General features: G+C 52.3%; 20 protein-coding genes. 12 read left to right on the top strand and 8 right to left on the bottom strand.

Annotated elements, in window-relative coordinates; genetic code table 11:
* The first annotated feature begins 288 nt into the window (after window positions 1–288).
* The 3 genes from der (at window position 289) to LWL52_RS19980 (ending at window position 2,262) form a co-directional block, all read left to right on the top strand.
* Complete coding sequence (gene der, locus LWL52_RS19990; RefSeq protein ID WP_242923721.1) at window positions 289–1,599, top strand: ribosome biogenesis GTPase Der; 1,311 nt, start codon at window positions 289–291, stop codon at window positions 1,597–1,599.
* Between the two features lie 68 nt (window positions 1,600–1,667).
* On the top strand, window positions 1,668–1,853 hold the full coding sequence (locus LWL52_RS19985; protein WP_242923720.1) for a PG1828 family lipoprotein: 186 nt from the start codon (window positions 1,668–1,670) through the stop codon (window positions 1,851–1,853).
* Between the two features lie 181 nt (window positions 1,854–2,034).
* Window positions 2,035–2,262 carry a hypothetical protein gene (locus LWL52_RS19980; protein WP_242923719.1) on the top strand — a complete coding sequence of 76 codons (228 nt, stop codon included), beginning with the start codon at window positions 2,035–2,037 and terminating at the stop codon, window positions 2,260–2,262.
* 57 nt (window positions 2,263–2,319) lie between these two features.
* On the opposite strand, the gene LWL52_RS19975 is transcribed toward LWL52_RS19980, so the two are convergent.
* Complete coding sequence (locus LWL52_RS19975) at window positions 2,320–2,889, bottom strand: hypothetical protein (protein ID WP_242923718.1); 570 nt, start codon at window positions 2,887–2,889, stop codon at window positions 2,320–2,322.
* Between the two features lie 257 nt (window positions 2,890–3,146).
* On the opposite strand from LWL52_RS19975, the gene LWL52_RS19970 reads away from it, so the two are divergent.
* Window positions 3,147–4,232 (top strand): hypothetical protein, encoded by a 1,086-nt coding sequence (locus LWL52_RS19970; protein WP_242923717.1) that lies wholly within the window; start codon window positions 3,147–3,149, stop codon window positions 4,230–4,232.
* A 98-nt stretch (window positions 4,233–4,330) separates the two neighbouring features.
* Here the strand turns inward: LWL52_RS19970 and murQ are convergent, their stop codons facing one another.
* From murQ to LWL52_RS19950, 4 genes are all read right to left on the bottom strand, one after another.
* Entirely contained in the window at window positions 4,331–5,155 is an 825-nt protein-coding gene (gene murQ, locus LWL52_RS19965) for an N-acetylmuramic acid 6-phosphate etherase (RefSeq protein WP_255749840.1), read from the bottom strand.
* Between the two features lie 117 nt (window positions 5,156–5,272).
* A complete protein-coding gene (locus LWL52_RS19960) occupies window positions 5,273–6,136 on the bottom strand; it encodes a hypothetical protein (protein ID WP_242923716.1) in 864 nt (287 codons plus the stop codon).
* Between the two features lie 64 nt (window positions 6,137–6,200).
* On the bottom strand, window positions 6,201–6,458 hold the full coding sequence (locus tag LWL52_RS19955) for a cytochrome b5 domain-containing protein (protein WP_242923715.1): 258 nt from the start codon (window positions 6,456–6,458) through the stop codon (window positions 6,201–6,203).
* A 136-nt stretch (window positions 6,459–6,594) separates the two neighbouring features.
* Window positions 6,595–7,761 carry a formimidoylglutamase gene (locus LWL52_RS19950; RefSeq protein ID WP_242923714.1) on the bottom strand — a complete coding sequence of 389 codons (1,167 nt, stop codon included), beginning with the start codon at window positions 7,759–7,761 and terminating at the stop codon, window positions 6,595–6,597.
* Window positions 7,762–7,997: 236 nt separating this feature from the next.
* On the opposite strand from LWL52_RS19950, the gene LWL52_RS19945 reads away from it, so the two are divergent.
* The 8 genes from LWL52_RS19945 to LWL52_RS19910 all read left to right on the top strand — a co-directional run bounded on the left by LWL52_RS19945 (window position 7,998) and on the right by LWL52_RS19910 (window position 17,900).
* Entirely contained in the window at window positions 7,998–9,761 is a 1,764-nt protein-coding gene (locus tag LWL52_RS19945; protein ID WP_242923713.1) for an AMP-dependent synthetase/ligase, read from the top strand.
* 245 nt (window positions 9,762–10,006) lie between these two features.
* On the top strand, window positions 10,007–10,441 hold the full coding sequence (locus tag LWL52_RS19940; protein ID WP_242923712.1) for a MarR family winged helix-turn-helix transcriptional regulator: 435 nt from the start codon (window positions 10,007–10,009) through the stop codon (window positions 10,439–10,441).
* A gap of 25 nt (window positions 10,442–10,466) precedes the next feature.
* Window positions 10,467–12,869, top strand: a complete 2,403-nt coding sequence (locus LWL52_RS19935; RefSeq protein WP_242923711.1) for a 3-hydroxyacyl-CoA dehydrogenase/enoyl-CoA hydratase family protein — start codon at window positions 10,467–10,469, stop codon at window positions 12,867–12,869.
* A gap of 92 nt (window positions 12,870–12,961) precedes the next feature.
* On the top strand, window positions 12,962–14,140 hold the full coding sequence (locus tag LWL52_RS19930; protein ID WP_242923710.1) for a thiolase family protein: 1,179 nt from the start codon (window positions 12,962–12,964) through the stop codon (window positions 14,138–14,140).
* Between the two features lie 36 nt (window positions 14,141–14,176).
* On the top strand, window positions 14,177–14,506 hold the full coding sequence (locus tag LWL52_RS19925) for a four helix bundle protein (RefSeq protein ID WP_242923824.1): 330 nt from the start codon (window positions 14,177–14,179) through the stop codon (window positions 14,504–14,506).
* A 90-nt stretch (window positions 14,507–14,596) separates the two neighbouring features.
* Window positions 14,597–16,390 (top strand): acyl-CoA dehydrogenase FadE, encoded by a 1,794-nt coding sequence (locus LWL52_RS19920; RefSeq protein ID WP_242923709.1) that lies wholly within the window; start codon window positions 14,597–14,599, stop codon window positions 16,388–16,390.
* Between the two features lie 172 nt (window positions 16,391–16,562).
* Window positions 16,563–17,306: a glycosyltransferase family 2 protein gene (locus LWL52_RS19915; RefSeq protein WP_242923708.1), complete on the top strand. Its 744-nt coding sequence runs from the start codon at window positions 16,563–16,565 to the stop codon at window positions 17,304–17,306.
* A 366-nt stretch (window positions 17,307–17,672) separates the two neighbouring features.
* Complete coding sequence (locus LWL52_RS19910; RefSeq protein ID WP_242923707.1) at window positions 17,673–17,900, top strand: hypothetical protein; 228 nt, start codon at window positions 17,673–17,675, stop codon at window positions 17,898–17,900.
* 7 nt (window positions 17,901–17,907) lie between these two features.
* On the opposite strand, the gene recG is transcribed toward LWL52_RS19910, so the two are convergent.
* The 3 genes from recG to gldE form a co-directional block, all read right to left on the bottom strand.
* Window positions 17,908–20,007, bottom strand: a complete 2,100-nt coding sequence (gene recG, locus LWL52_RS19905) for an ATP-dependent DNA helicase RecG (protein WP_242923706.1) — start codon at window positions 20,005–20,007, stop codon at window positions 17,908–17,910.
* 250 nt (window positions 20,008–20,257) lie between these two features.
* A complete protein-coding gene (gene gldD / locus LWL52_RS19900; RefSeq protein WP_242923823.1) occupies window positions 20,258–20,800 on the bottom strand; it encodes a gliding motility lipoprotein GldD in 543 nt (180 codons plus the stop codon).
* A 37-nt stretch (window positions 20,801–20,837) separates the two neighbouring features.
* Window positions 20,838–22,109, bottom strand: a complete 1,272-nt coding sequence (gene gldE, locus LWL52_RS19895) for a gliding motility-associated protein GldE (RefSeq protein WP_242923705.1) — start codon at window positions 22,107–22,109, stop codon at window positions 20,838–20,840.
* Between the last annotated feature and the right edge of the window lie 63 nt (window positions 22,110–22,172).

Here is a 22,172-nt window from a genome sequence, read left to right as displayed (position 1 = left end):
GAACAGCCGGTAAGAAGATAGCTTTTGCCAGGTGCAGTATTTGACGATTCGATGTTTGAGCGTTCAGCGAGTTTCGAATTGTCTTGATTCTTTTGCTTCCTTTTCTCATCAAGGAGAAAAGGAAGGCCCAGCCGGCGAGGCGAAAACTGGCAGAAAGTTAAAGCCATAAAGTTCGCTAAGGTACTGGCAAAGTATAAAAATTATTTTAGCGGTACTGGAGTTTAGTACCGCATAAAGCTTCGGGGCAAGGTGCTCCGGGGGCACTTTAACTATTTTTACCAAGTATAGATGTCAAACATCATTGCTATTGTAGGCCGCCCCAACGTGGGCAAGTCTACCCTTTTTAACCGCCTTGTGGGCCATCGGCAAGCCATCATGGACAATGAGAGCGGCGTTACCCGCGACAGAAGCTATGGCCATGGCGACTGGTGCGGCAAGTATTTTACCGTGATCGACACCGGCGGCTACGTGCACGGCTCCGACGATATTTTTGAAGGCGAGATAAACAAGCAGGTGCAGCTAGCCATACAGGAGGCTGACGTGATCCTGTTTATGGTAGACGTGGATGCCGGCCTGACCGGGCTCGACGAGGAGTTTGCCAACGTGCTGCGCCGCTCGGACAAGCCTATTCTGCTGGTAGCCAACAAATCCGACTCTACGGCGCGCATGCACCAGATGGGCGAGTTTTATTCGCTGGGTATAGGCGAGGAAATTTTCCCGATCTCGTCGCAAAGCGGCTCCGGCACCGGCGAGTTGCTGGACGAAGTGGTGAAGCATTTTAAAGACGAAGGCGTAGAAGACCCGGATGCCGGCATTCCGAAGATTGCCGTGCTGGGCCGCCCGAATGCGGGCAAGTCGTCGTTTGTGAACCTGCTGCTGGGTGTGGAGCGCAACATCGTAACCGAAATTGCCGGCACGACCCGCGACGCGATCCACTCGCGCTACAACGCCTTTGGCAAAGAGTTTATACTAGTGGATACGGCCGGATTGCGCCGCAAAAGCAAAGTGAACGAAGACATTGAGTTTTACTCGGTTATGCGCTCGGTGCGCGCTCTGGAAGATGCGGACGTGTGTATTGTAATGCTGGACGCCACTCGTGGCATTGAAGCACAGGATGTGAACATCATTACGCTGGCTGAAAAAAACCGCAAAGGCATTGTTATTCTGGTAAACAAGTGGGACCTGGTGGAGAAAGACACCAACTCTACCAAAGAGTTTGAGGAGATGATCCTGGACCGCATTGCCCCGATCAAGTATGTGCCTGTTGTCTTTACATCGGTAATAACCAAGCAGCGTATCCACAAGGCTGTGGAGAAAGCCATGGAGGTGTATGAGAACAAGACCCGGAAAATCTCGACATCCAAGCTCAACGACCAGTTGCTGCCCGATATCGAGCGCTATCCGCCGCCCGCTATCAAAGGCAAGCTTGTTAAGATTAAATACATTACGCAGCTGCCTACGCACAACCCGACCTTTGCCTTTTTCTGTAACCTGCCGCAGTACATCAAGGAGTCGTATACGCGCTACCTGGAAAACAGATTACGGGAGCACTTTGGCTTTGAGGGCGTGCCGATAAAACTGGTATTCCGTAAAAAATAAATTTATAAAAAATAGGGAATTCAAATATAGTAGTATATTTGCCCCTCATTTAAAAACATCAAAACAACATGAAAAAAGTATTTGGTTTACTTTTCGTTGCTGGTCTTTTCGTTTTCGCATCTTGCAACAACACTGAAGAAGCAGCTACTGAGTCTGAAACTACTGAAACTACAGTAGACGAAACTACAACAACTGTTGACACTACTGCTGTAGAAGTTGATTCTACTGCTGCGCCAGTTGATTCTGTTCAGTAATCAGCAACAAAAAACCACCCGGCGTATGGCCGGGATCTGAAAGAGGCACCTGCATAAGGTGCCTCTTTTATTTTATTATAAGTAAACTATATTCAGCTATACCCGTATTTGTTCGCATGCATTCGGTGCCACGGGTTTATACTTACCGGCACTGCGTGTAAAACCTTAAAACAAATACATCATGAAAAAACCAATTTATCTCTTCCTGACGGCTGGCCTGCTGACATTTGGTATGGCAACTTTCTCTTCCTGTGATTCTGCCGCTGAAAACCAGGCAGAAGAAAATGCCGACCAAGTAGAAGAAGCCGGCGAAGCACAAGGTGAAGCCGTAGAAGATGCTGCTGAAAACAAAGCTGATGCAATGGAAGAAGCTGCAGACAATGCAGACACAACTACTGTTGTAGAATAGGCGAACAGCTATACTTTAAAATAAAACGAGCCCGGGATACTTCCGGGCTCGTTTTATTTAAGCCCCGAGGCGCTTCTGGATCATGCCGTTTACATGGGTAAAAAGGCGTTTGGGCGTATAAGTGCGCCAGGGAATCTCGTCGAGGCTGCCGCCATAGTTAATGTAATAATCCAGGTTGTAGCTGCGCATCTCGCTGAGCACAAAGTCCTGGAAGCTGAGCGCTGCGATCCAGCCATCCTCCACGTCCTCAAACCATTCTTCGTAATAATCGTCTTCCGAGCCGTGGAAGTTAAACACATTTTCGCCGATGAGGATAAAGTGCTTAATGCCCTCGTGGATGAGCGGGTCGATGATGTTGCGCTTCAGCATCATGATGTCGTTGTGCAGCGCATCGTTCCACTCGCCAATGAATTCTATTACCGTAAAGTGGAGGTTATAGTCGGTGAACAGGATCTTGAGGAAGAGCGTTTCCGAATCCATGTCGTCCCACTGCGGATGGATGTAGTAGCCGTAGATGGTGTTGGTATACTGGGTGAGGCTGTTCTCGGCACCATACAGCGGCGAGCGCGGGTCTTCGGAGGCGGTATAGTGCTCCAGCCAGTTATAAAAGGGTTCTATGGTATGCATATCAAAGGTAGGTCTGAAGTAAAGGACTATAGCCGCCGGTTTTCTGTACTAAAAAGCCTGCGCAAAGTTGGCACTTTTAGCCGGAAAAAGCAGGAGCGCCTTACCTGAACAGCAAGTGCCGCTAATCGATTCCAACCAAAGCCGTTTTTTAAAGTATAGGTGCTGAAACAGCAGCTTTTGCAAACTGCTTTGTAGCTTACCATGTATTTTATCGCCTCACTTATACGTTATACTTGCAGCGCATACGTTTATAAACCATGTTCTTGTCCTCTTTTCATACCCTTACCGTTCTCCTTCGGCAACAGGCCCTGTTGCTAGTATCAGGTATCTGCTTTGCTTTAGGAACGGCTACGGCCGTCGCCCAAACGCCTGATTATGTTAAAGTATACCACCCGGTAATAAACCAGGCGGAGCTAAGCATTGTAGCGGAAGCGTATGGCCCGGCTCTGGAAGCCTACCAGCAGGCCTTTGCCGCGGTACCCTCGCCCTTTGCCCGCGATTATTATAACGCGGCTATCTGCGCCCTGCTCGTGCAGGACGAGAAGCAGACCTACCATTACCTGCAGAAGCTGGTAGAGAAAGGCGTTAGCGTAGACTACCTTGAGCGCCAGCCCTTGCTTGACTCATTAGCCGGCACCAAAAACTGGAAAAAATTTAACCGCAAGTCTAAGAAATACCGGCGCATATATAAGCGCCATGTTAATCTCGATCTCCGCGCCGACCTGGACGAGCTGTATGCCCGGGATCAGTACTTCCGGCAGGCGCAGGGCGGCCTGCGTGTTTACGGCGACACGCTGCGCAAAATAGAGACGAGCAATGTAGAACAAATGCTGGCCTGGGTAGAGAAGTATGGCTATCCGGGAGAAGACGTGGTGGGGCTGGCAGATACCCTGGAGCAGCTGCCGCGCTTTTCCATCGTTATTCAGCGACAAACCAAGGCACGCAAAGGCTATGATTTTACTCCCATACTACAGGAAGCGGTACACCAAGGCAGGCTGTTACCGCATGCAGCGGCCTACCTGCTCGAGCAGCAGCAGGGCAAAAGCACGTATGGCGCCAAGGTCCTGTTCCGGGTTAATTGCAGCACCTGTGAGAAAGACAAGAAGCTGAAGCACCTGGGCCAGTACATGGTAGCGGACAGAAGCAAAAAAGAGCTGGCAAACGTAGCCGCCCAGCGCGAGGAACTGGGCCTGGAGCCCCTGAAAGATTACCGCAAAAAGGTGGTATACAGCCTGCGTGATAACCGCTTCAAGCTGAGCTACGACTGGTCGGTGGTGAATTATTATGTGCCGAGCAACGAGGCAGCCAAAGTGATGCTGGAAAATCTGGCCGTGCTGAAGTAAGGGGCCGGCAAAGTATAGCGATAGTATAACGGAAGTAAAAGAGCCGGGCCCCGGGAGTTCATACGAACCTCCGGGACCCGGCTCTTTTGTTTGGCAGTTTATAGTTGCTTCTGAGCGCCGCTGTTTCTGAAAGCATCGCTGGCGGCACGCACGCTGCCATACTTCTTTAGCAGGGCGGCTGCTTCGGGGCGGGGTAGTTGCAGTTCTTCCATCAGCATGCGGATGCCACGGTCTACCAGCTTCTTATTCGAAAGCTGCATGTCTACCATCTTGTTTCCGCGCACATGGCCTAGCTTTATCATTACCGAAGTGGTGAGCATGTTGAGCGCCAGCTTCTGGCCGGTGCCCGCTTTCATGCGGGTGCTGCCCGTTAAAAACTCCGCCCCCGTAATAACCTCTACCGGGAATGCTGCAACGGCCGCTACCGGCGTGCCTGCATTGCACACAATACAGCCGGTGCTTATCCCTTGCTGGCGGCAGGCTTCCAGGCCGCCAATTACGTAAGGTGTGCCCCCCGATGCGGCAAGGCCCACCACCATATCTTTCTCGTTTACGCCGTAATGCTGCAGGTCTTTCCAGGCCTGTTCGGTGTCGTCTTCGGCAAACTCCACCGCTTTACGGATGGCCCCATCACCGCCGGCTATAATGCCGATCACCAGGCCGTGCGGTACGCCGAAGGTGGGCGGGCATTCCGAGGCATCCACAATGCCCAGGCGGCCGCTGGTGCCAGCCCCGATATAAAACAACCGGCCGCCCTGCTGCAGGCGCTCCACAGTGGCATTTACAAGAGCTTCCAGCTGCGCAATAGCCTTTTCCACGGCAAAGGGCACGGTCTTATCCTCCCGGTTTATGTTTTCCAGCAGTTCCCGCACGCTCATCTGCTCTAGTGCATCGTAATTGGAAGCCGATTCTGTAGTAGACAATTTTATCTGATTATAAAGTCGAAATGATGCATTAAGAAGCGGAAAGTCAAAAGATAGGGATGCGGCAAATATGCCTGGCATTCCCTGCTACTTCTAGCTTTCCGCTTTAAGAAGAAATTATTTCTCGCCAATCGTTGCTAGCAGCTCCTGGTGATACTGGATTAGGCCTTCGCTGGGGCTGGTGAGTATCTGGCCTATTTTGGCGCCATACTTTTTAGCTACCTGCTGCAGGGTATCCGAAAAGTGGTAGGCAATAGAGCCCACAAAATGGATCGGAAGTTCTGTAAAGCCTTCATACTTGCTTACATGGTGCTCAAAAAAGCCATCAAAGTTCTCGTAGATCATGGCATGGATGGCAGGATGCTTTCGCTTGTCGAAGCAGAACTTGGCAAAGGTAGCCAGGTACGTGCTGGGCATATCAGAATAGTATACCGAGTCCAGGATGCCGTTTTTGGTCAGGCTGTAGGTGTTCTTCAGCGAGGTGGCCAGCTCCTCGGGCAGCTCACGGTACAGGAACGCGCGAATCAGCATTTTGCCCAGAAACGCGCCGCTGCCTTCATCTCCCATCAGGAAACCAAGGGAAGGCACATTGTCGGTGATGTTCTTGCCATCGTAGAGGCAGGAGTTGGAGCCTGTGCCCAGGATGCAGGCAATGCCCGGCTGGTGGCCGCAAAGCGAGCGGGCAGCAGCAAGCAGGTCGTGGTCTACATGCGGGTTGCTGTTCGGGAACGCTTTGCGCAGCGCCTGCTCTACCCGCAGGTTACGCTCGGGCGAGCTGCAGCCTGCGCCATAGTAATAAATAACCGTGGGGTTCTTCTCCTTTAAGTTGGGGAGCAGCTCGTCTTCGAAAATGGTATAGATCTGGTCGGCTTCCAGGTATTGCGGGTTGATGCCTGCCGTATATACCTGTTCCAGAACACCGTTGGTATCCATCAGGCGCCAATCTGTCTTTGTCGAGCCGCTATCAGCTATTAAAATCATAAGTATGCTATAGTTTAGGTGTTTCGGGGCATGTTCCGCTTTCGGAAGAAAGGGAACACTTCCTTTATACTTTATTTTCGGTAAAGTGATGCCTGACGAGGCCGACTGCCTCAAACTTATCAAACACATTTGCATTGTGTGGGGCGTCTTTCAGTTCCGCTGTCAGGTCCTGGCCTGCCCAATGCTCGTAGTGGCGGCCATTGCGCCACAGCCTTGATTTTTTTACATCGTAAATGATGCCCTTGTACGCTACCCAGATATCTTCCCGGTCCTGGCCATTGCGTAAGGCCAGCTGCTGCAGGGTGTATTCCGGGAGGTTCATAATTTTGAAGCTTTGAAGATGTGAAAATTTGAAGATGAAATAAAATCAGGTAAGGTAAAGCAGCTTAAGATTTTGTCATACATAAGAAAAGCTTAAACGCTGCATTTTCACATTTTCAAATTTTCAAATCGCCCAATTACCCAATGCGTGCCTGCGTCATGATCCAGCGGTTGGGCACTTCGCCTTTGGTTGCCTGCACATAATCGTCGTAGCTGCAGGGCACCACGCGGCTGCCATTGCCACTGCCCGAAAGGGGCTCTACTTCCAGCCACCATTTCTCGCTTTGCTTGCTTTTGTAAAACACCATCCGGTCTGGGCCTTCGTTAAACGCCACCGCATACTTGGTGAACTGCCGGCTGGTAAATCCCAGCTCATTTTTACGATGATAATAGCCTTCTATAAAATACCAGATCATGGTAGCAATGGTGGTGGCCGTTAGCTCGCGCTCGTCCAGTTCGGGCTGGTATTCATAAATGCCCAGCGAAGTGAGCGCATCGTTCTGGCCCGCATACCAGCAGAGCTGGCAAGCTTCCTCGCCCGTCAGGCCAAAAGGGTTTGCCGGTTCGTAGCCGGGCGCATCCTGGTGGCGTATGGCCGACACATCGAACGTGAGCAAGTCTGCCACGCGTACTACGGGTTCCATTTCCTGTACGTTGCGGTGCACTTCGCCCACCCGGTAGGCTTCGAAATGCATTTTCTCCAGGGTGCCCATTACTTCCGGCTCCACCAAATAGGATTGATACCCGATCTGGCCGAGGCTGAAAAGGTAGTTGGGCTCATGCATTAGGATCTGGCGGAGCTGCTTTTTATTGGGCATCACATCCTGGTCTTCCGTCATGTCCACGCTGCTGTCTACTGTCACCATGTTCACGGCGCGCTCCAGGTGCTCGTAGCCCAGGTACTGGCCATACTCCAAGTCCTGCGAGCCGCCGATGATGATGGGGATGGTGTGGTGCGAAAGCATCACTTCTACAATTTCTTTCAGGCGCAGGTAAGTATCCTCCAGCGTAATGCCCGGCCGCAGGTTGCCCAGGTCCACAAGCCGGCAGCGGCCGGCTCCTTTGTTCAGGCTGTAGAGCTTCTGGCGCACAGCACGGGCCGGCGCGCTGGCCGCGGGTTGCTCGGCGGGGGCGTCAGCCTGGCGGCCGCGGGTCTCGTTTATACCTATCAGGGCAATATCGGCCCCGCGCCAGTCCGGGAACTTGCTTACAAAGCGGCTGACGTAAGCGCCCAGCGTGCGCGGCTTTGTAAGGGAGGCAAATGCATCCTCGTTCAGGGGCTCAAAAAAGATGGCTAGGTTCATGTGGCGTTAACTGAGGTGCCAAAAATAGTAAAAATACAGGAGTGGCAAAGCCTTTCGGGGAAGTTGCTTTCTGTAAACCCAAGTAAATCCTTTAAATATAATACTGGTTAAATATTTATGGCTGCTAAAATGGCAGAATTTAAAAAAAATGGTTAAAATGCACTTAAAATAGTTCTCACAGCCGTTGCTGTACCCGTTACCAGGCACATTCCATCACCTTTTTGAACCTATAGAGCATGAATATCAGCCGTACGTTTGATCTGCTTCCTGATCAACTTCAGAAGTATCCGCAGCCCGATTGCCTGGCTGTTAAACTTAATGGTAAGTGGGAGAAATACAGTACGCAGGAGGTGCAGGACTATGCCAACCGGGTGAGTCTGGGCCTTTTGAAGTTAGGTGTCGGCAAAAACGATAAAGTAGCCATTATCTCGTTTAACCGCCCGGAGTGGGTGCTGGCCGATTTTGGCATTCAGCAGATCGGGGCCATCAGCGTGCCCATGTACCCAACCATTACGGTTGAGGATTACCGCTATATTTTTAACGATGCGGAGGTAAAGATCATTTTTGTATCGGATTCCAGCCTGTATAACAAAGTAGTGGCCGCTACCGAAGGCATGGCCAGTGTGCAGGCCATTTATACGTTTGAGGAGGTGAAAGGCGCCAGCAACTGGCAGGAAGTGCTGGCCCTGGGCGAAGGAGAGGACGTGCAGCAACTTGAGCCGCTGAAAGCCGCCGTGCAGCCCGACGATACCCTGACTATTATCTATACATCGGGCACCACCGGAAATCCGAAGGGCGTTATGCTGACGCACAAGAACCTGGTGAGTAACGTGCTGGGAACCGAACCTTTTGTGCCTTTTAACAACACGCACCGGGCGCTTAGCTTTTTGCCGCTTTGCCATGTGTTTGAGCGCATGCTGCTTTACTTATACTTTAGAATGGGCGTGTCTATTTACTATGCCGAAAGTATAGAAAAGGTAGCCGACAACCTGAAAGAAGTAAAACCGCATGTGTTTACCACTGTGCCGCGGCTGCTCGAAAAGATCTACGACAAGATCGTGGCTACCGGCATGGAGCTGACCGGTGCAAAGCGCAAGCTCTTTTTCTGGGCGCTGGAGCTGGGCCTGAAGTATGATACACAACAGGACCAGGGTTGGTGGTATAACCAGCAACTGGCGCTGGCCAATAAGCTTATCTTCAGCAAATGGCGCGAGGCGCTGGGCGGCAACGTCATCTGCATTGTGTCGGGTGGCGCGGCGCTACAGCCCCGTTTGGCGCGCGTATTCTGGTCGGCCAACATCCGCGTGTTGGAAGGCTACGGCCTGACCGAAACCTCGCCTGTGATTACGGTAAACCGCTACGAGCCTGAAAACAATATGATTGGCACCGTTGGGCTGCCCATTGATGGCGTGGAGGTGAAAATAGCCGAAGCCGATAGTGAAATACTGACGCGCGGACCGCATGTGATGAAAGGCTATTACAAAAAGCCCGAGCTGACAGCCGAAGCCATTGATGCGGACGGCTGGTTCCACACCGGCGACATCGGCGAAATGGTAGAGGGCAAGTACCTCAAGATCACGGATCGCAAAAAAGAGATGTTCAAGACCTCCGGCGGCAAGTATATCGCGCCGCAGCCAATTGAGAATAAACTGAAGGAGTCGGTGATGATCGAGCAGGTCATGGTGGTGGGCGAAGGCGAAAAGTATGCCGCGGCGCTGATCGTGCCCTCATTTGTAGCCCTGCAGGATTGGGCGAATCATAAAGGTATCAACTATACGTCGGATAAAGAGATGCTGACGCACCCGGACGTGCTGGAGAAATTCAAGCGTGAGATAGCCAAAACAAACGCCGACCTGCCGCAGTACGAAACCATCAAAAAGTTTAAGCTCCTGCCCAGCATGTGGACGGTAGAAAGCGGTGAGCTGACCCCAACCCTAAAAGTGAAGCGCAAGATGATCTCCGCCAATAACAAAAGCCTGATCGAAAGTATGTTTAAGTAAGCTGCGGCATTGCCCTGCAAGTGATACTGACGTATAAAAACGCAAACAAAAATCCCCTGCCGGGCTCCGGCAGGGGATTTTTGTTTGCTTATACTTTCAACTTGGCTCGGTTAGGTGCTGGTGTGCTGCGCCTCATTTTCCAGAACTGCCGTATAAAGAAGTATGCATGCAGCTAAAATATTTTACGCAAATAGTATGCAAGCATAACAAATTTTCCCTATCTTGGTATACCTCATAGATCGTACATGAAGCCCGAAGAAACTGTAGACTATAACTTTAAAGTATGTTGGCATGCCATCGCGCGGATGTATAACACCGAGGCGGCCAAAAACGATATTACCACTTCCATTGGTTTTGTGCTGCTCAACATAGACCAGGAAAATGGCACGCCCGCCACTAAAATTGCCCCGCTGCTCGGCCTGGAAGCACGCAGCCTCACCCGTATTCTCAAAAGTATGGAAGAGCAGGGACTTATCTACAAAGTATCTGACGAGCGCGACAAGCGCCTGGTACGCATTTTCCTGACTGAAAAAGGGTTGGAGAAAAAAGAAGTATCGCGCCTGACGGTAAAGCAATTCAATCATAAAGTGCGGCAGGAGGTACCCCAGGAAGAACTGGAGGTATTCTTTAAAGTATGCGGCCGCATTCTGGGCCTGATAGAGAACAAAGCAATCTTTTAAAACCATAGACAACCATAGCTCTTCTATGAAAAGAATTATTAAGAAAGTAGCGGTATTAGGCTCCGGTGTGATGGGCTCCCGCATTGCCTGCCACTTTGCCAACATTGGCGTGCAGGTGCTGCTGCTCGATATAGCACCGAAAGAGCTCCTGCCCGAGGAGGAGAAAAAGGGCCTGACGCTGGAAAGCAAAGCCGTACGCAACCGCCTGGTAAACGGCCACCTGCAGGCAGCCATCGCCTCTAACCCTTCGCCGCTTTACAGCAAATCCGATGCGCGTCTGATCCAGACCGGCAACTTCGACGATAACATGAAAGACATCGCCACTGCCGACTGGACTATTGAGGTAGTGGTAGAGAACCTGAAAATAAAGAAACTGGTGTATGAGCAGGTGGAGCAATTCCGCAAGCCTGGCACGCTTATTTCGTCTAACACTTCGGGCATTCCGATCCACCTGATGCTGGACGGCCGCTCCGACGATTTTAGAAAGCACTTCTGCGGCACGCACTTCTTTAACCCGCCGCGCTACCTCAAGCTGCTGGAGATCATCCCGACGCCGGAAACGGACCGCGAAGTATTGGATTTCCTGCTGCATTACGGCGATCTATACTTAGGGAAGACAACCGTGCTGGCCAAAGACACGCCGGCCTTTATTGCCAACCGTGTGGGCATTTATGCCATTATGCAGGGCCTGCAGGTGATGAACAAGCTCGGACTGAACGTGGATGAAGTGGACCGTATCTCCGGCCCGGTTATCGGTCGCCCTAAATCGGCTACGTTCCGCACGCTGGATGTAGTGGGGTTGGATACCCTGGCCAATGTGGCAAACGGCCTCTACCAGACCGGCGAGCAAGACGAATCCAGAGAGCTGTTTAAGCTGCCGGGCTACCTGCAGCAGATGGTAGAGAACAAATGGCTAGGCGATAAGACCGGTCAGGGCTTTTACAAGAAAACGAAAGACGCCAGCGGTAAAACCGAGATCCTGACGCTTGACCTGAACACGCTGGAATACGGCCCAAAACAACGCGCCAAGTTTCAGAGCCTGGAAGTGCTCAAGCCCATCGAAGACCTGAAGAAACGGGTAAAAGCATTTTCCGGTCAGTCCGATAAAGCCGCGCAGTTCTTTAATGAGTCGTTGTATGGTTTGTTCCAGTATGTGAGCAACCGCATTCCGGAGATCTCCGACGAACTATACCGCATAGACGATGCCATGCGTGCCGGCTTTGGCTGGGAGCTGGGCCCCTTCGAATACTGGGATGCTCTGGGCGCCCGCGAAGGCGTGCAGCGCATGTTGGAAGCGGGCTACAAACCGGCAGCCTGGGTCGAGGAGATGCTCAACCACGGCAAAGAATCCTTCTATATTGTGGAGAACGGCCAGCGCCGCTTCTACGACATCCAGAGCAAAGAATACAAAGCCATACCGGGTGCAGAGAGCTTTATTATACTAAATAACTTGCGCGGCAGCAAAACGGTGTGGGAAAACAGCGGCGCCAGCCTCATCGACCTGGGCGATGGCATCCTGAACGTAGAGTTCCACACCAAGATGAATACCATGGGCGGCGACGTGATCATGGGGCTGAACAAAGGAATTGAGCTGGCCGAGAAAGAATTCCGGGGCATGGTGGTCGGCAGCGACGGCGCTAACTTCTCTGCCGGTGCCAACGTGGGTTTGATCTACATGTATGCCCTGGACCAGGATTTCGATGAACTCAACATGATCATCCGCCAGTTCCAGAACACCATGATGCGCATGCGCTACTCGGCCATACCAGTGGTGGGCGCGCCGCACGGCCTTACGCTGGGCGGCGGCTGCGAGCTGAACCTACACGTGGACCACATTCAGGCAGCTGCCGAAACCTACATGGGCCTGGTAGAGTTTGGCGTAGGCCTGATTCCGGGTGGCGGCGGCACCAAAGAGATGACCTTGCGCGCTGCCGACATGTATGCCGACGGCGACATCGAGTATAACGACCTGAAGAACGTTTACCTCAACATCGGCATGGCCAAAGTGTCTACCTCGGCCAAAGAAGCGGTAGAACTGGGCTATATGCGCAAGCGCGACGGCATTACCATCAACAGCAACCGCTTGCTGGCCGATGCCAAAGCACAGGCCATCCTGCTGGCCGAAGCAGGCTATACCAGGCCGGTGCCGCGCACCAACATCAAAGTGCAGGGCAAAGGCGCGCTGGCCATGTTCCTGACCGGTGCCAACGCCATGTATACGGGCCGCTACATCTCCGAGCACGACAAGAAGATCTCGCACAAGCTGGCTTACGTGATGTGCGGCGGCGACCTGTCGGCGCCAACCGAAGTGAGTGAGCAGTACCTGTTGGACCTGGAGCGCGAAGCATTCCTGTCCTTAACCGGCGAGCGCAAAACGCTGGAGCGCATCAAAAGCATTCTAACCACCGGCAAGCCGCTGCGGAATTAAGGTATAAAATAGTGGTAATGTAGTTGGTACGAGCTGCAAGCTCGCACCAGCGAACAACAATCAACCATTTAACAATTTAGCAATTCATAGATATGAACAATGCATATATCGTAGCCGGATTTCGTAGCGCTGTGGGCAAAGCAGGCCGTGGCGGATTCCGGTTTACCCGGCCAGATGACCTGGCTGCCGATGTGATCAAACACCTGATGGCGTCTGTGCCGGTACTGGACCCGGAGCGCGTAGACGACCTGATCGTAGGGAACGCCGTGCCCGAGGCCGAGCAGGGCCTGCAGATCGGCCGCATGATTTCGCTGCTGGCTCTGCCGCTGTCCGTGTCGGGTATGACGGTGAACCGCTATTGCGGCTCGGGCCTCGAAACCATCGCTATTGCCGCCAATCGCATTTCGGCGGGTATGTCTGACTGCATCGTGGCGGGTGGCACCGAGTCTATGTCGCTGGTACCAACGGCCGGCTGGAAAACAGCGCCCAACTATACGATCGCCAAAAACAACCCGGACTGGTACTTAAGTATGGGCCTAACGGCCGAGGCAGTGGCAGCCGATTACAATGTTTCACGTGAAGACCAGGATGCGTTTGCTTTCAGATCGCATCAGAAAGCTATCAATGCCATCAAAAACGGCTACTTCAAAGAGCAGATTGTGCCGATTACGGTAGAGGAAACCTACCTGGACGAGAACGGCAAAAAGAAAACCCGCACTTATGTGGTGGATACCGACGAAGGACCACGAGCCGATACTTCGCTGGAGGCATTGGCCCGCCTGAAGCCGGTGTTTGCAGCAGGCGGCACGGTAACAGCGGGTAATTCTTCTCAGACGTCTGATGGTGCTGCTTTCGTTATAGTGATGAGCGAACGCATGGTAAAAGAGCTCAACCTGGAGCCGATAGCCCGACTGGTGGCTTACGGCACAGGCGGGGTAGACCCGCGGATTATGGGCATGGGTCCGATTGCCGCGGTGCCAAAAGCCCTGAAGCAGGCCGGCATGACGCTGAACAACATCGACCTGATCGAAATGAACGAGGCGTTTGCCGCCCAGTCTATAGCTGTGATGCGCCACCTCGATTTCGATCCGGAGAAGCTCAACATCAGCGGCGGCGCCATCGCACTGGGCCACCCGCTGGGCTGCTCCGGTGCCAAACTCAGCATCCAGCAGTTCCACGACCTGCGCCGCACCGGTGGCAAGTTCGGCCTGGTCACCGCCTGTGTCGGCGGTGGCCAAGGCGTAGCTGGGATTTATGAACTACTAAAGTAGACACAAGACACAGGACGTAGGACACAAGACTTTTTGATGCACAATTTTAAGGAGTTGATTATTTGGAAAGAGGCAATGGAATTAGCAAAAGCTGTTTACCAGGCCTCATCCTTATTTCCTTTAAACGAAAAGTATGGTCTTACTTCTCAAATAAACAGGTCTGCGGTGTCTGTTCCTTCAAACATTGCTGAGGGAGCAGGAAGAGGCTCAGACAAAGAATTTAATCAATTCTTAAACATAGCGCTAGGATCGGCTTTTGAGCTTGAAACACAACTTCTTTTAGCCCATGCATTTGGTTTTATTACTGAAGAAAGGCTTAAGGAGCTCCTGGGGCCACTTCGTAAGATTCAGAGAATGATTGATTGATTTAAGAAAAAACTAACAAAGCAAGCATAGAGACAAGTCTTGTGTCCTGTGTCTAATGTCTTGTGTCCAAAAGGTAAAATCTTTAAAATAATGGAAAACGCAACTAACCAAGCCGCTGCAATTAAAGGCGGCGAGTTCCTGATAAAGGAAACCAGTCCGCAGGACGTATTCATTCCTGCCGAATTTAACGAAGAGCAACGCATGATGGCCCAGACCTGCAAAGACTTTGTGCAGGACGAGGTGATGCCGTTGCTCGACCGCCTCGATAACCACGAGGAAGGTTTGATGGAAAGCCTGATGAAAAAAGCAGGCGAGCTGGGCCTGTTTGCCGTGTCAATTCCCGAGCAGTACGGCGGCCTGAACATGGATTTTAACACCGCCCTGCTAGTAACAGAATCAGTAGGAGGGGGCCACTCCTTTCCGGTAGCTTTTGCGGCGCACACCGGTATCGGCACCTTGCCAATTTTATACTTCGGCACCGAAGAACAGAAGCAGAAGTATATTCCCAAGCTGGTGAGCGGAGAGTGGATGTCATCTTACTGCCTCACCGAGCCCGGCTCTGGTTCGGATGCGCTAGCAGCAAAAACCAAGGCGGTCTTAAATGAGGCCGGTACGCACTACATCCTCAATGGCCAGAAAATGTGGATCACTAACGCCGGTTTTGCCGATGTGTTCATTGTATTTGCGCAGGTGGATGGCGATAAGTTCACGGGCTTTATTGTGGAGAAAGATTATCCCGGCCTGAGCCTGGGTAACGAGGAGCACAAAATGGGCATCAAAGGCTCGTCTACCCGGCAGGTGTTCTTCTCCGATTGCCAGGTGCCAAAAGAGAACGTGCTGGGCCAGATCGGCAAAGGCCACCTGATCGCGTTTAACATTCTTAACATTGGACGCATAAAGTTGGGAGCGGCTACCTTGGGAGCTGCCAAAAGTGTGGCGAACATTTCCATTAAGTATGCCAACGAGCGGGTGCAGTTCAAGCTGCCAATCTCCAAGTTCGGCGCTATCCGGCACAAACTGGCCGAGCAGGCCATCCGCATCTTTGGCGTAGAGTCGGCGCTGTACCGTGCCGGCACCGACATCGACCGCATGGAGCAGGAGCTGCTGGCTTCCGGCAAAGGCGAGAACGAAGCCCTGCTGGGTGCTGCCCGCGAGTTTGCCGTAGAGTGCGCCATCCTGAAGGTGGAAGGCTCAGAAGCGCTGGATTACGTGGTAGACGAAGGCGTGCAGATTTACGGCGGGTATGGCTTCTCTGCCGATTACCCCATGGATCGCGCCTATCGCGACTCCCGCATCAACCGCATTTTTGAAGGCACCAACGAGATCAACCGCATGCTCATTGTGGACATGATCCTGAAAAAAGGCATGAGCGGCGAACTGGACCTGATCGGCCCGGCACAGGCCGTACAGCAGGAGCTGATGGAGATCCCGGATTTTGGAGACCAGGAAGAAGGCCTCTTCGTTTCTGAGAGCAAAGCCATCCGCAACCTTAAAAAAGCCATCCTGCTGGTAGCTGGTACAGCCGTACAAAAGTACATGAACTCGCTGGCCAAAGAGCAGGAGATCCTGATGAACGTGGCTGATATGGCCATCAAAACCTACGTGGCCGAGTCTACGTTGCTGCGCGTGCAGAAATTGGTCGGTATGAAAGGCGAGGAAGCTGTAGCCAACGAGATCGATATGGTGCGCGTGCTTGTAAACGATGCGGTAGATATAAGCTTTGTGGCCGGCAAAGAAGCCATTGCAGCCATGGCCGAAGGCGATGAGCAGCGCCTGTTGTTCATGGGCCTGAAGCGCTTCACCAAAAAGGAGCTTTTCAATACCAAAGAGGCACGCCGCCGCATTGCTGCCCGCCTGATAGAGGCAAACGAATACGTGTATTAATTTTTGATTGCTTCAAGTATAAAGAGGCCCGTTCCGGCAGGAATGGGCCTCTTTTTTGCTTTTTAAAGAGGGTAACAACCGCAGTTTTCCCAGGAAGATAGCCGAAGGCGGGCAGGTAGAAGCGGTTTTGCCGTATTAGAAATAGCACGCCAGCTAAAATAAACCAGGAGCTATGGGAATAACCTGTTTGATCCCTTTTTACAATGAGCGCGAACGCATCAGCCAGGTATTGGAGGTAATTACAACTATACATGCTGTTACGCAGGTGCTTTGTATCGACGATGGCTCTACCGACGGAACAGCGGAGCTGATACACCGGCATTGCGCCGGGGCGGAGGTGGTGCGCCTGCCATACAACAAAGGAAAAGCGGCCGCTATCCGGTTCGGCCTGAAGTATGTGCGCCAGGAGCATGTGTTGCTGATGGATGCAGACCTGCAGGACATCAACAAAAAAGAACTGGTAGCCGCCATAGAAGCCTATACTTCTCATGCGGCAGCCATCGATATGCTGATACTCCGGCGCATCAACGCACCCTGGTTTGTGAAATGGTACCGCAGCGATATTCTGCTGTCGGGGGAGCGGCTGCTACGCAAGTATGACCTGGCGCAAGCCCTGCTGCATCCCATTAAATGCTACCAGCTGGAAGTGGCCATTAATCGCTACATGCTGCACCATAAAAAAGTGGTGCGCTGGATGCCCTGGTCGGCTATAAACACCTATAAAGTAGATAAACTGGGTGTGATCGACGGCTCGCGGAAAGAGTTTAAGATGTATGTGGATATTGTTTCTTATGTAGGATTCGCACACATGATGCTGCAACTGGCCTCCTTCACAAAACGGCTCCGCCACGAAAGGCAGCAAAAGGGATACTCGAACCTTAAAAAGCAGCTTGCCTTGCTCACCTTTAAAAGATAACAGGAGCTGTTTTATACTTAGCATGGCCTTGCCAGCAAGTTTTTAGCTGGCTATACTTCAAGGGTAGCGCAGTCGGTTATTGGCTGCTACAGGTATAGCAGTAATGCTATTGTTTCGCGTGGAACGAATGTATGAAGCTGGTGCAGGCTAGTGATGCTGCAGTGGCTGGTTATCGTTAGAGATGGGAGGGGAGCTTTCATGTATAAAATTCCCAGTTCTGCGTAAGTTTTCCCATCACCGGAAAACGAAAGCCCTGCAAGGTATAAGAAAGCCGCTTTTAACTTTAAATACCGCATTTCCCTAATATTGGCACATGGCTTGAAGCAGAAGCATCAGACAAGACGTTTCACTTCCAACAGGCGCCACATGGATTTTAAAATTTTACTTAAAGTACTTCCCTTTACTCTCTTACTCCTGGCTGGCCGTTTTCTGAAAGAAGCTTCCGCTCCAACAACTGTCGCCAGCAAACCTGCCGAAATCCTGGCGCACAACACGGTGCAGCCCGTAAGTCAGTTGATTGTTGCTACCGGTAAGGACCAGCTGGTTGTTGCCACCGGTAAAGAAATAAAGCCCCTTCCTGGCAAAAGGCTCTAACACTTTTTTAGCTGATCCGGCTCCAGTTCACTGCATATGCGCTTAGGGATTGAATGTGTCGCCGGATATTCTGGTTTTGTGCCTGCTCCAGTTGCGGATCGGCCTGCAGCACGCGTTGCGCCGCTGCCCGCGCCTCCTGAAGGATTGGCGCATCTTTGGCCAGGTCGGAGATCAGTAGGTCCAGCACGCCGCTTTGCTGCGTGCCCATCAGATCGCCGGGGCCGCGCAGTTTCAGGTCGATGTCGGCAATCTCGAAGCCGTTGTTGGTGCGCACCATCGTCTCCAGCCTTGTTTTGCTGTCTTTGCTCAGCTTGTAGCCCGTCATCAGGATGCAGTAGCTTTGCTCGGCGCCCCGGCCTACGCGCCCGCGCAGCTGGTGCAGCTGCGACAAGCCAAAACGCTCGGCACTCTCAATCACCATTACTGAGGCATTCGGCACGTTCACGCCAACCTCGATCACGGTGGTGGCTACCATAATGTGCGTCTCGTGCTTTACAAAGCGCTGCATCTCGTAATCTTTGTCCTGCGACTTCATTTTGCCGTGTACCATACTTACCTTATACTCCGGGAAAGCGCGTTTCACGCTCTCATAGCCGTCCATCAGGTCTTTGTAGTTCTCCATCTGCTCCGATTCCTCTATAAGCGGGTACACAATGTATACCTGGCGGCCCAGCTTTATCTGGTCGCGGATAAACTGGAAAACGCGCAGGCGGTGCGAGTCGAAGCGGTGCACGGTCACGATCTCTTTCCGGCCCGCCGGTAGCTCATCAATTACCGATACATCCAGGTCGCCATACAAGGTCATGGCCAAGGTGCGAGGGATCGGGGTAGCCGTCATTACGAGTACATGCGGGATTATGCGCGGGTTCTTGCGCCACAGCTTGGAGCGTTGCTCCACGCCGAAGCGGTGCTGCTCGTCCACAATGCACAGGCCCAGGTTCTGGAACTGCACCACTTCTTCGAGCAGCGCGTGCGTGCCCACAATCATTTTCATCTCGCCGGAGCGCAGTTGTTCGTGCAGCACCTTGCGTTCGCTGGTTTTGCTCGAGCCGGTCAGTTTGCCCAGGTTAATGCCTAAGCTGTCGGCAAATTTCTTCAGGCCCACATAATGCTGGTCGGCCAGGATCTCGGTCGGCGCCATCAGCACCGACTGCGCCCCGTTGTCGGCCGCAATGAGCATGGTAATAAATGCCACAATGGTTTTGCCGGAGCCCACATCTCCCTGCAACAGCCGGTTCATCTGCTTGCCAGCTGTCAGGTCTTTGTAAATTTCCTTTACCACCCGCTTCTGCGCGTTGGTCAGATCAAAGGTGAGGTGATTTTTATAGAAGTCGGTGAGCGTGGGCACCTGGTTAAATACCTGGCCTTTGAGATCGGCTTTGCGCACCAGCTTTTGCCGGAACAGGCGCAGCTGTATGTAGAAAAGTTCCTCGAACTTCAGCCGGAACGTGGCCGCTTTATACTTCTCCGCCGACTCCGGGAAATGAATGTTGCGCAGCGCATTGCGCTTGTCCATAAGCCGGTAGTGGTCGATGAGCTCTTCGGAAAGGGTTTCCTGCACCTGTGGCAGCGCCACTTTTAGCAGGTGCTCCATCATCTTACTGATGACTTTGCTGTCGATGCGGTGGGCTTTTAGCTTTTCGGTGGTATGGTACACGGGCTGCAGAAAGGCCGAGGTTTGTTTCTCCTCTTCCAGCTCCTCCAGCTCGGGGTGCGCCATACTATAGCGGCCGTTAAACTCGGTGGGCTTGCCGAACACGATGTAATCGGTATGGTTCTTCAGCGTTTTCTGCATCCACTGCACGCCCTTAAACCAGACCAGCTCCAGCTGGCCGCCATCCTCGTCTACCAGCGTGGCTGCCAGGCGTTTCTTGCGTCCCTCGCCCAGCACTTCTTTGCCCCGGATGCGGCCGCGCACCTGCACATACGGCATGCTTTCGTCCAGCTCGGCTACTTTGTAGAACTGCGTACGGTCGAGGTAGCGGAAGGGGTAATGCTGGATAAGGTCGCCGTAGGTGAACATGTTGAGCTCTTTCTGCAACAGCTCCGCCCGCATCGGCCCCACGCCTTTCAGGTACTCTAGCTTTGTATGGAAAAAGTTGCTCAAGGCTTTGGCTAAGGGTTCCGTATGAAGTATGGCAAGTATACGTACAAAAATAAGCAAAAGCCCCGACAGGTTGAAGTGCTGCCGGGGCTTTATACTTTATATATACTTGCTTTATACTTGTGCATCAAGTCTCAAAACCTCGCAGTGTGCGCAGCTCCTGCGAGTGTCTGGTGCTAGGTATCCAATCAGGCACTCGCAGCTACGAGGTAATCAGTTTATACTTGCTGATCAAACAAGCATGTATAAACACCTACTTCTCTTCCCGCCACTTGAGCGTGTTCAGCAAATGGATAATATCTTTTTTTACGAATTCAATTACCGGAGCCAGCGAGTCGTTGGCGGTAGCGGTGCGGAAGTATAAAGCGCCGCGCAGGAAGTGCTCGGTGGAGTCGGTAACGTAAAATTGGAACTGGCTGGGTACTTCGCCGGTCAGCTCAAACACAGCGGCTATATCGCCGGCCGGTGTTTTTATCTCCGATTCCTCAATAGAATAGGCCTTGATCTGGTGCTTGGACGTAAGCTTGCGGGAGTCTTCGATGAGGCTGTTGAGGACCTTGTCGCTGTGGCCGATGTTTTTGTAGGTAAGCTGCACGTTGGCACCCAGCTGCGGGTAGATGATGTTGATCCAGTGCGGCTGCGCTATACCCGAAGAATCGGGGCGGATCTTGGCATACTTAGAGTACTCAAAGGTATAAGGGTGCTGCGCCGGCAGGGACTGGTAGGCCGCTGTGGGCAGATCGATGCGGTTATAGCCTTTGGGTTTGGGTGTATACTCGGCACTGCAGGCGGCCATGGCAGCAGCCAGGCTCACCCACAAAAATGCTTTCAGCTTAGCCAACTTTATGGTAGTTTTCTTTTTTAGTGGCAACATTTATCTTCACTCGTTTTACACGCTTTAAGTCCGCCGACTCGATGGTGAAATGGAAACGGCCGTAGGAAGTTGCCTGGCCCACTCTCGGAATATTGGAGAAGAGCGCCAGCATCAGGCCTGCCACTGTTTCGTTGTCGCCTTTTACCTCGTTAAAAGCATCAAAAGGTACTTCTGTTATTTTACAAAAATCGTGTAGCGACGTTTTGCCGTCAAAGATATAGGTATTTTCGTCGAGTTGCGAGTAGATGATATCATCGTCATCGTCAAACTCGTCGTTTATCTCGCCCACAATTTCTTCCACAATATCTTCCAGCGTCAGCAGGCCCGAGGTGGTGCCATACTCGTTTACCACAATGGCCATGTGCACATGCTTTTCTTTAAAATCCTGGAAAAGGTCGGAGATGCGCTGTGTTTCGGGCACAAAAAAAGGCGGCCTGATGAGCTGCTGCCAGTTAAAACCAGCAGTTTCGGCCAGGTAAGGCAGCAGGTCTTTTATGTAGAGGATACCTTCTATTTTATCCATGCTCTCGGAGTAGACCGGAATGCGCGAATAGCCCCATTTCACAATTTGCGGCAGTAACTGGGGCAGCGTGGCCGATGTGCTGAAAGCTTCCATATCGATGCGCGGGCGCATGATCTGCCGTACCGTAATAGAGCCGAAATTCACTACGCCCCGCAAAATGCGGCGCTCTTCCGGCGAGGAGTCCTCGTTGGTCAGGGCCACGTCTAGGTTATGGTGCAGGTCTTCGATGGTATGGTTGTAGCCCCGGATCATGTAATGCTTTTCGATGTGGCCGCTGATAGCCATCAGCAGCTGCGAAAGCGGACTGGTAATGGTTTGCAGGGCCCGCAGAAAGGGAGCAGTGCGCCGGGCAATGTCAAGCCGTTTTTTCTGGGCGTATACTTTGGGCAATACCTCGCCGCAGAAAACGATAAGGAACGTAACAAACAGCAGGCAGGCAATGAGTGCACCGGCTGGCAGGCTGGTGGTGCCGTACAACTGCCAGGCTACATAAGCAAACAGTGTAATGATGCCTACATTGATGCCGTTGTTGAGTACCAGAATGTTGGTAAGCAGTTTGCGGGGCTGCTGCAGGAGGGAGTAAACCAGGAGCTCCGATTTTTTGGTGCTGGTTTTACAGCGTGCGATCTCCTGCTCGCTAAGCGAGAAAAAAGCTGCCTCCGCCCCCGATGTGAGGGCAGAGAGCAGCAATAGGAGAAACCCGGCCACAAGAGCTATTATATATTCTATCCTGAGTAAAGGAAGAGCATTCTGAAATAGCTGGATAAAACT

The organism is Pontibacter liquoris (genome assembly GCF_022758235.1).
GTDB lineage: Bacteria > Bacteroidota > Bacteroidia > Cytophagales > Hymenobacteraceae > Pontibacter > Pontibacter liquoris.
The sequence above is the reverse complement of the archived record's forward strand: the minus strand, read 5'-3'. Positions and strand labels throughout refer to the sequence as shown.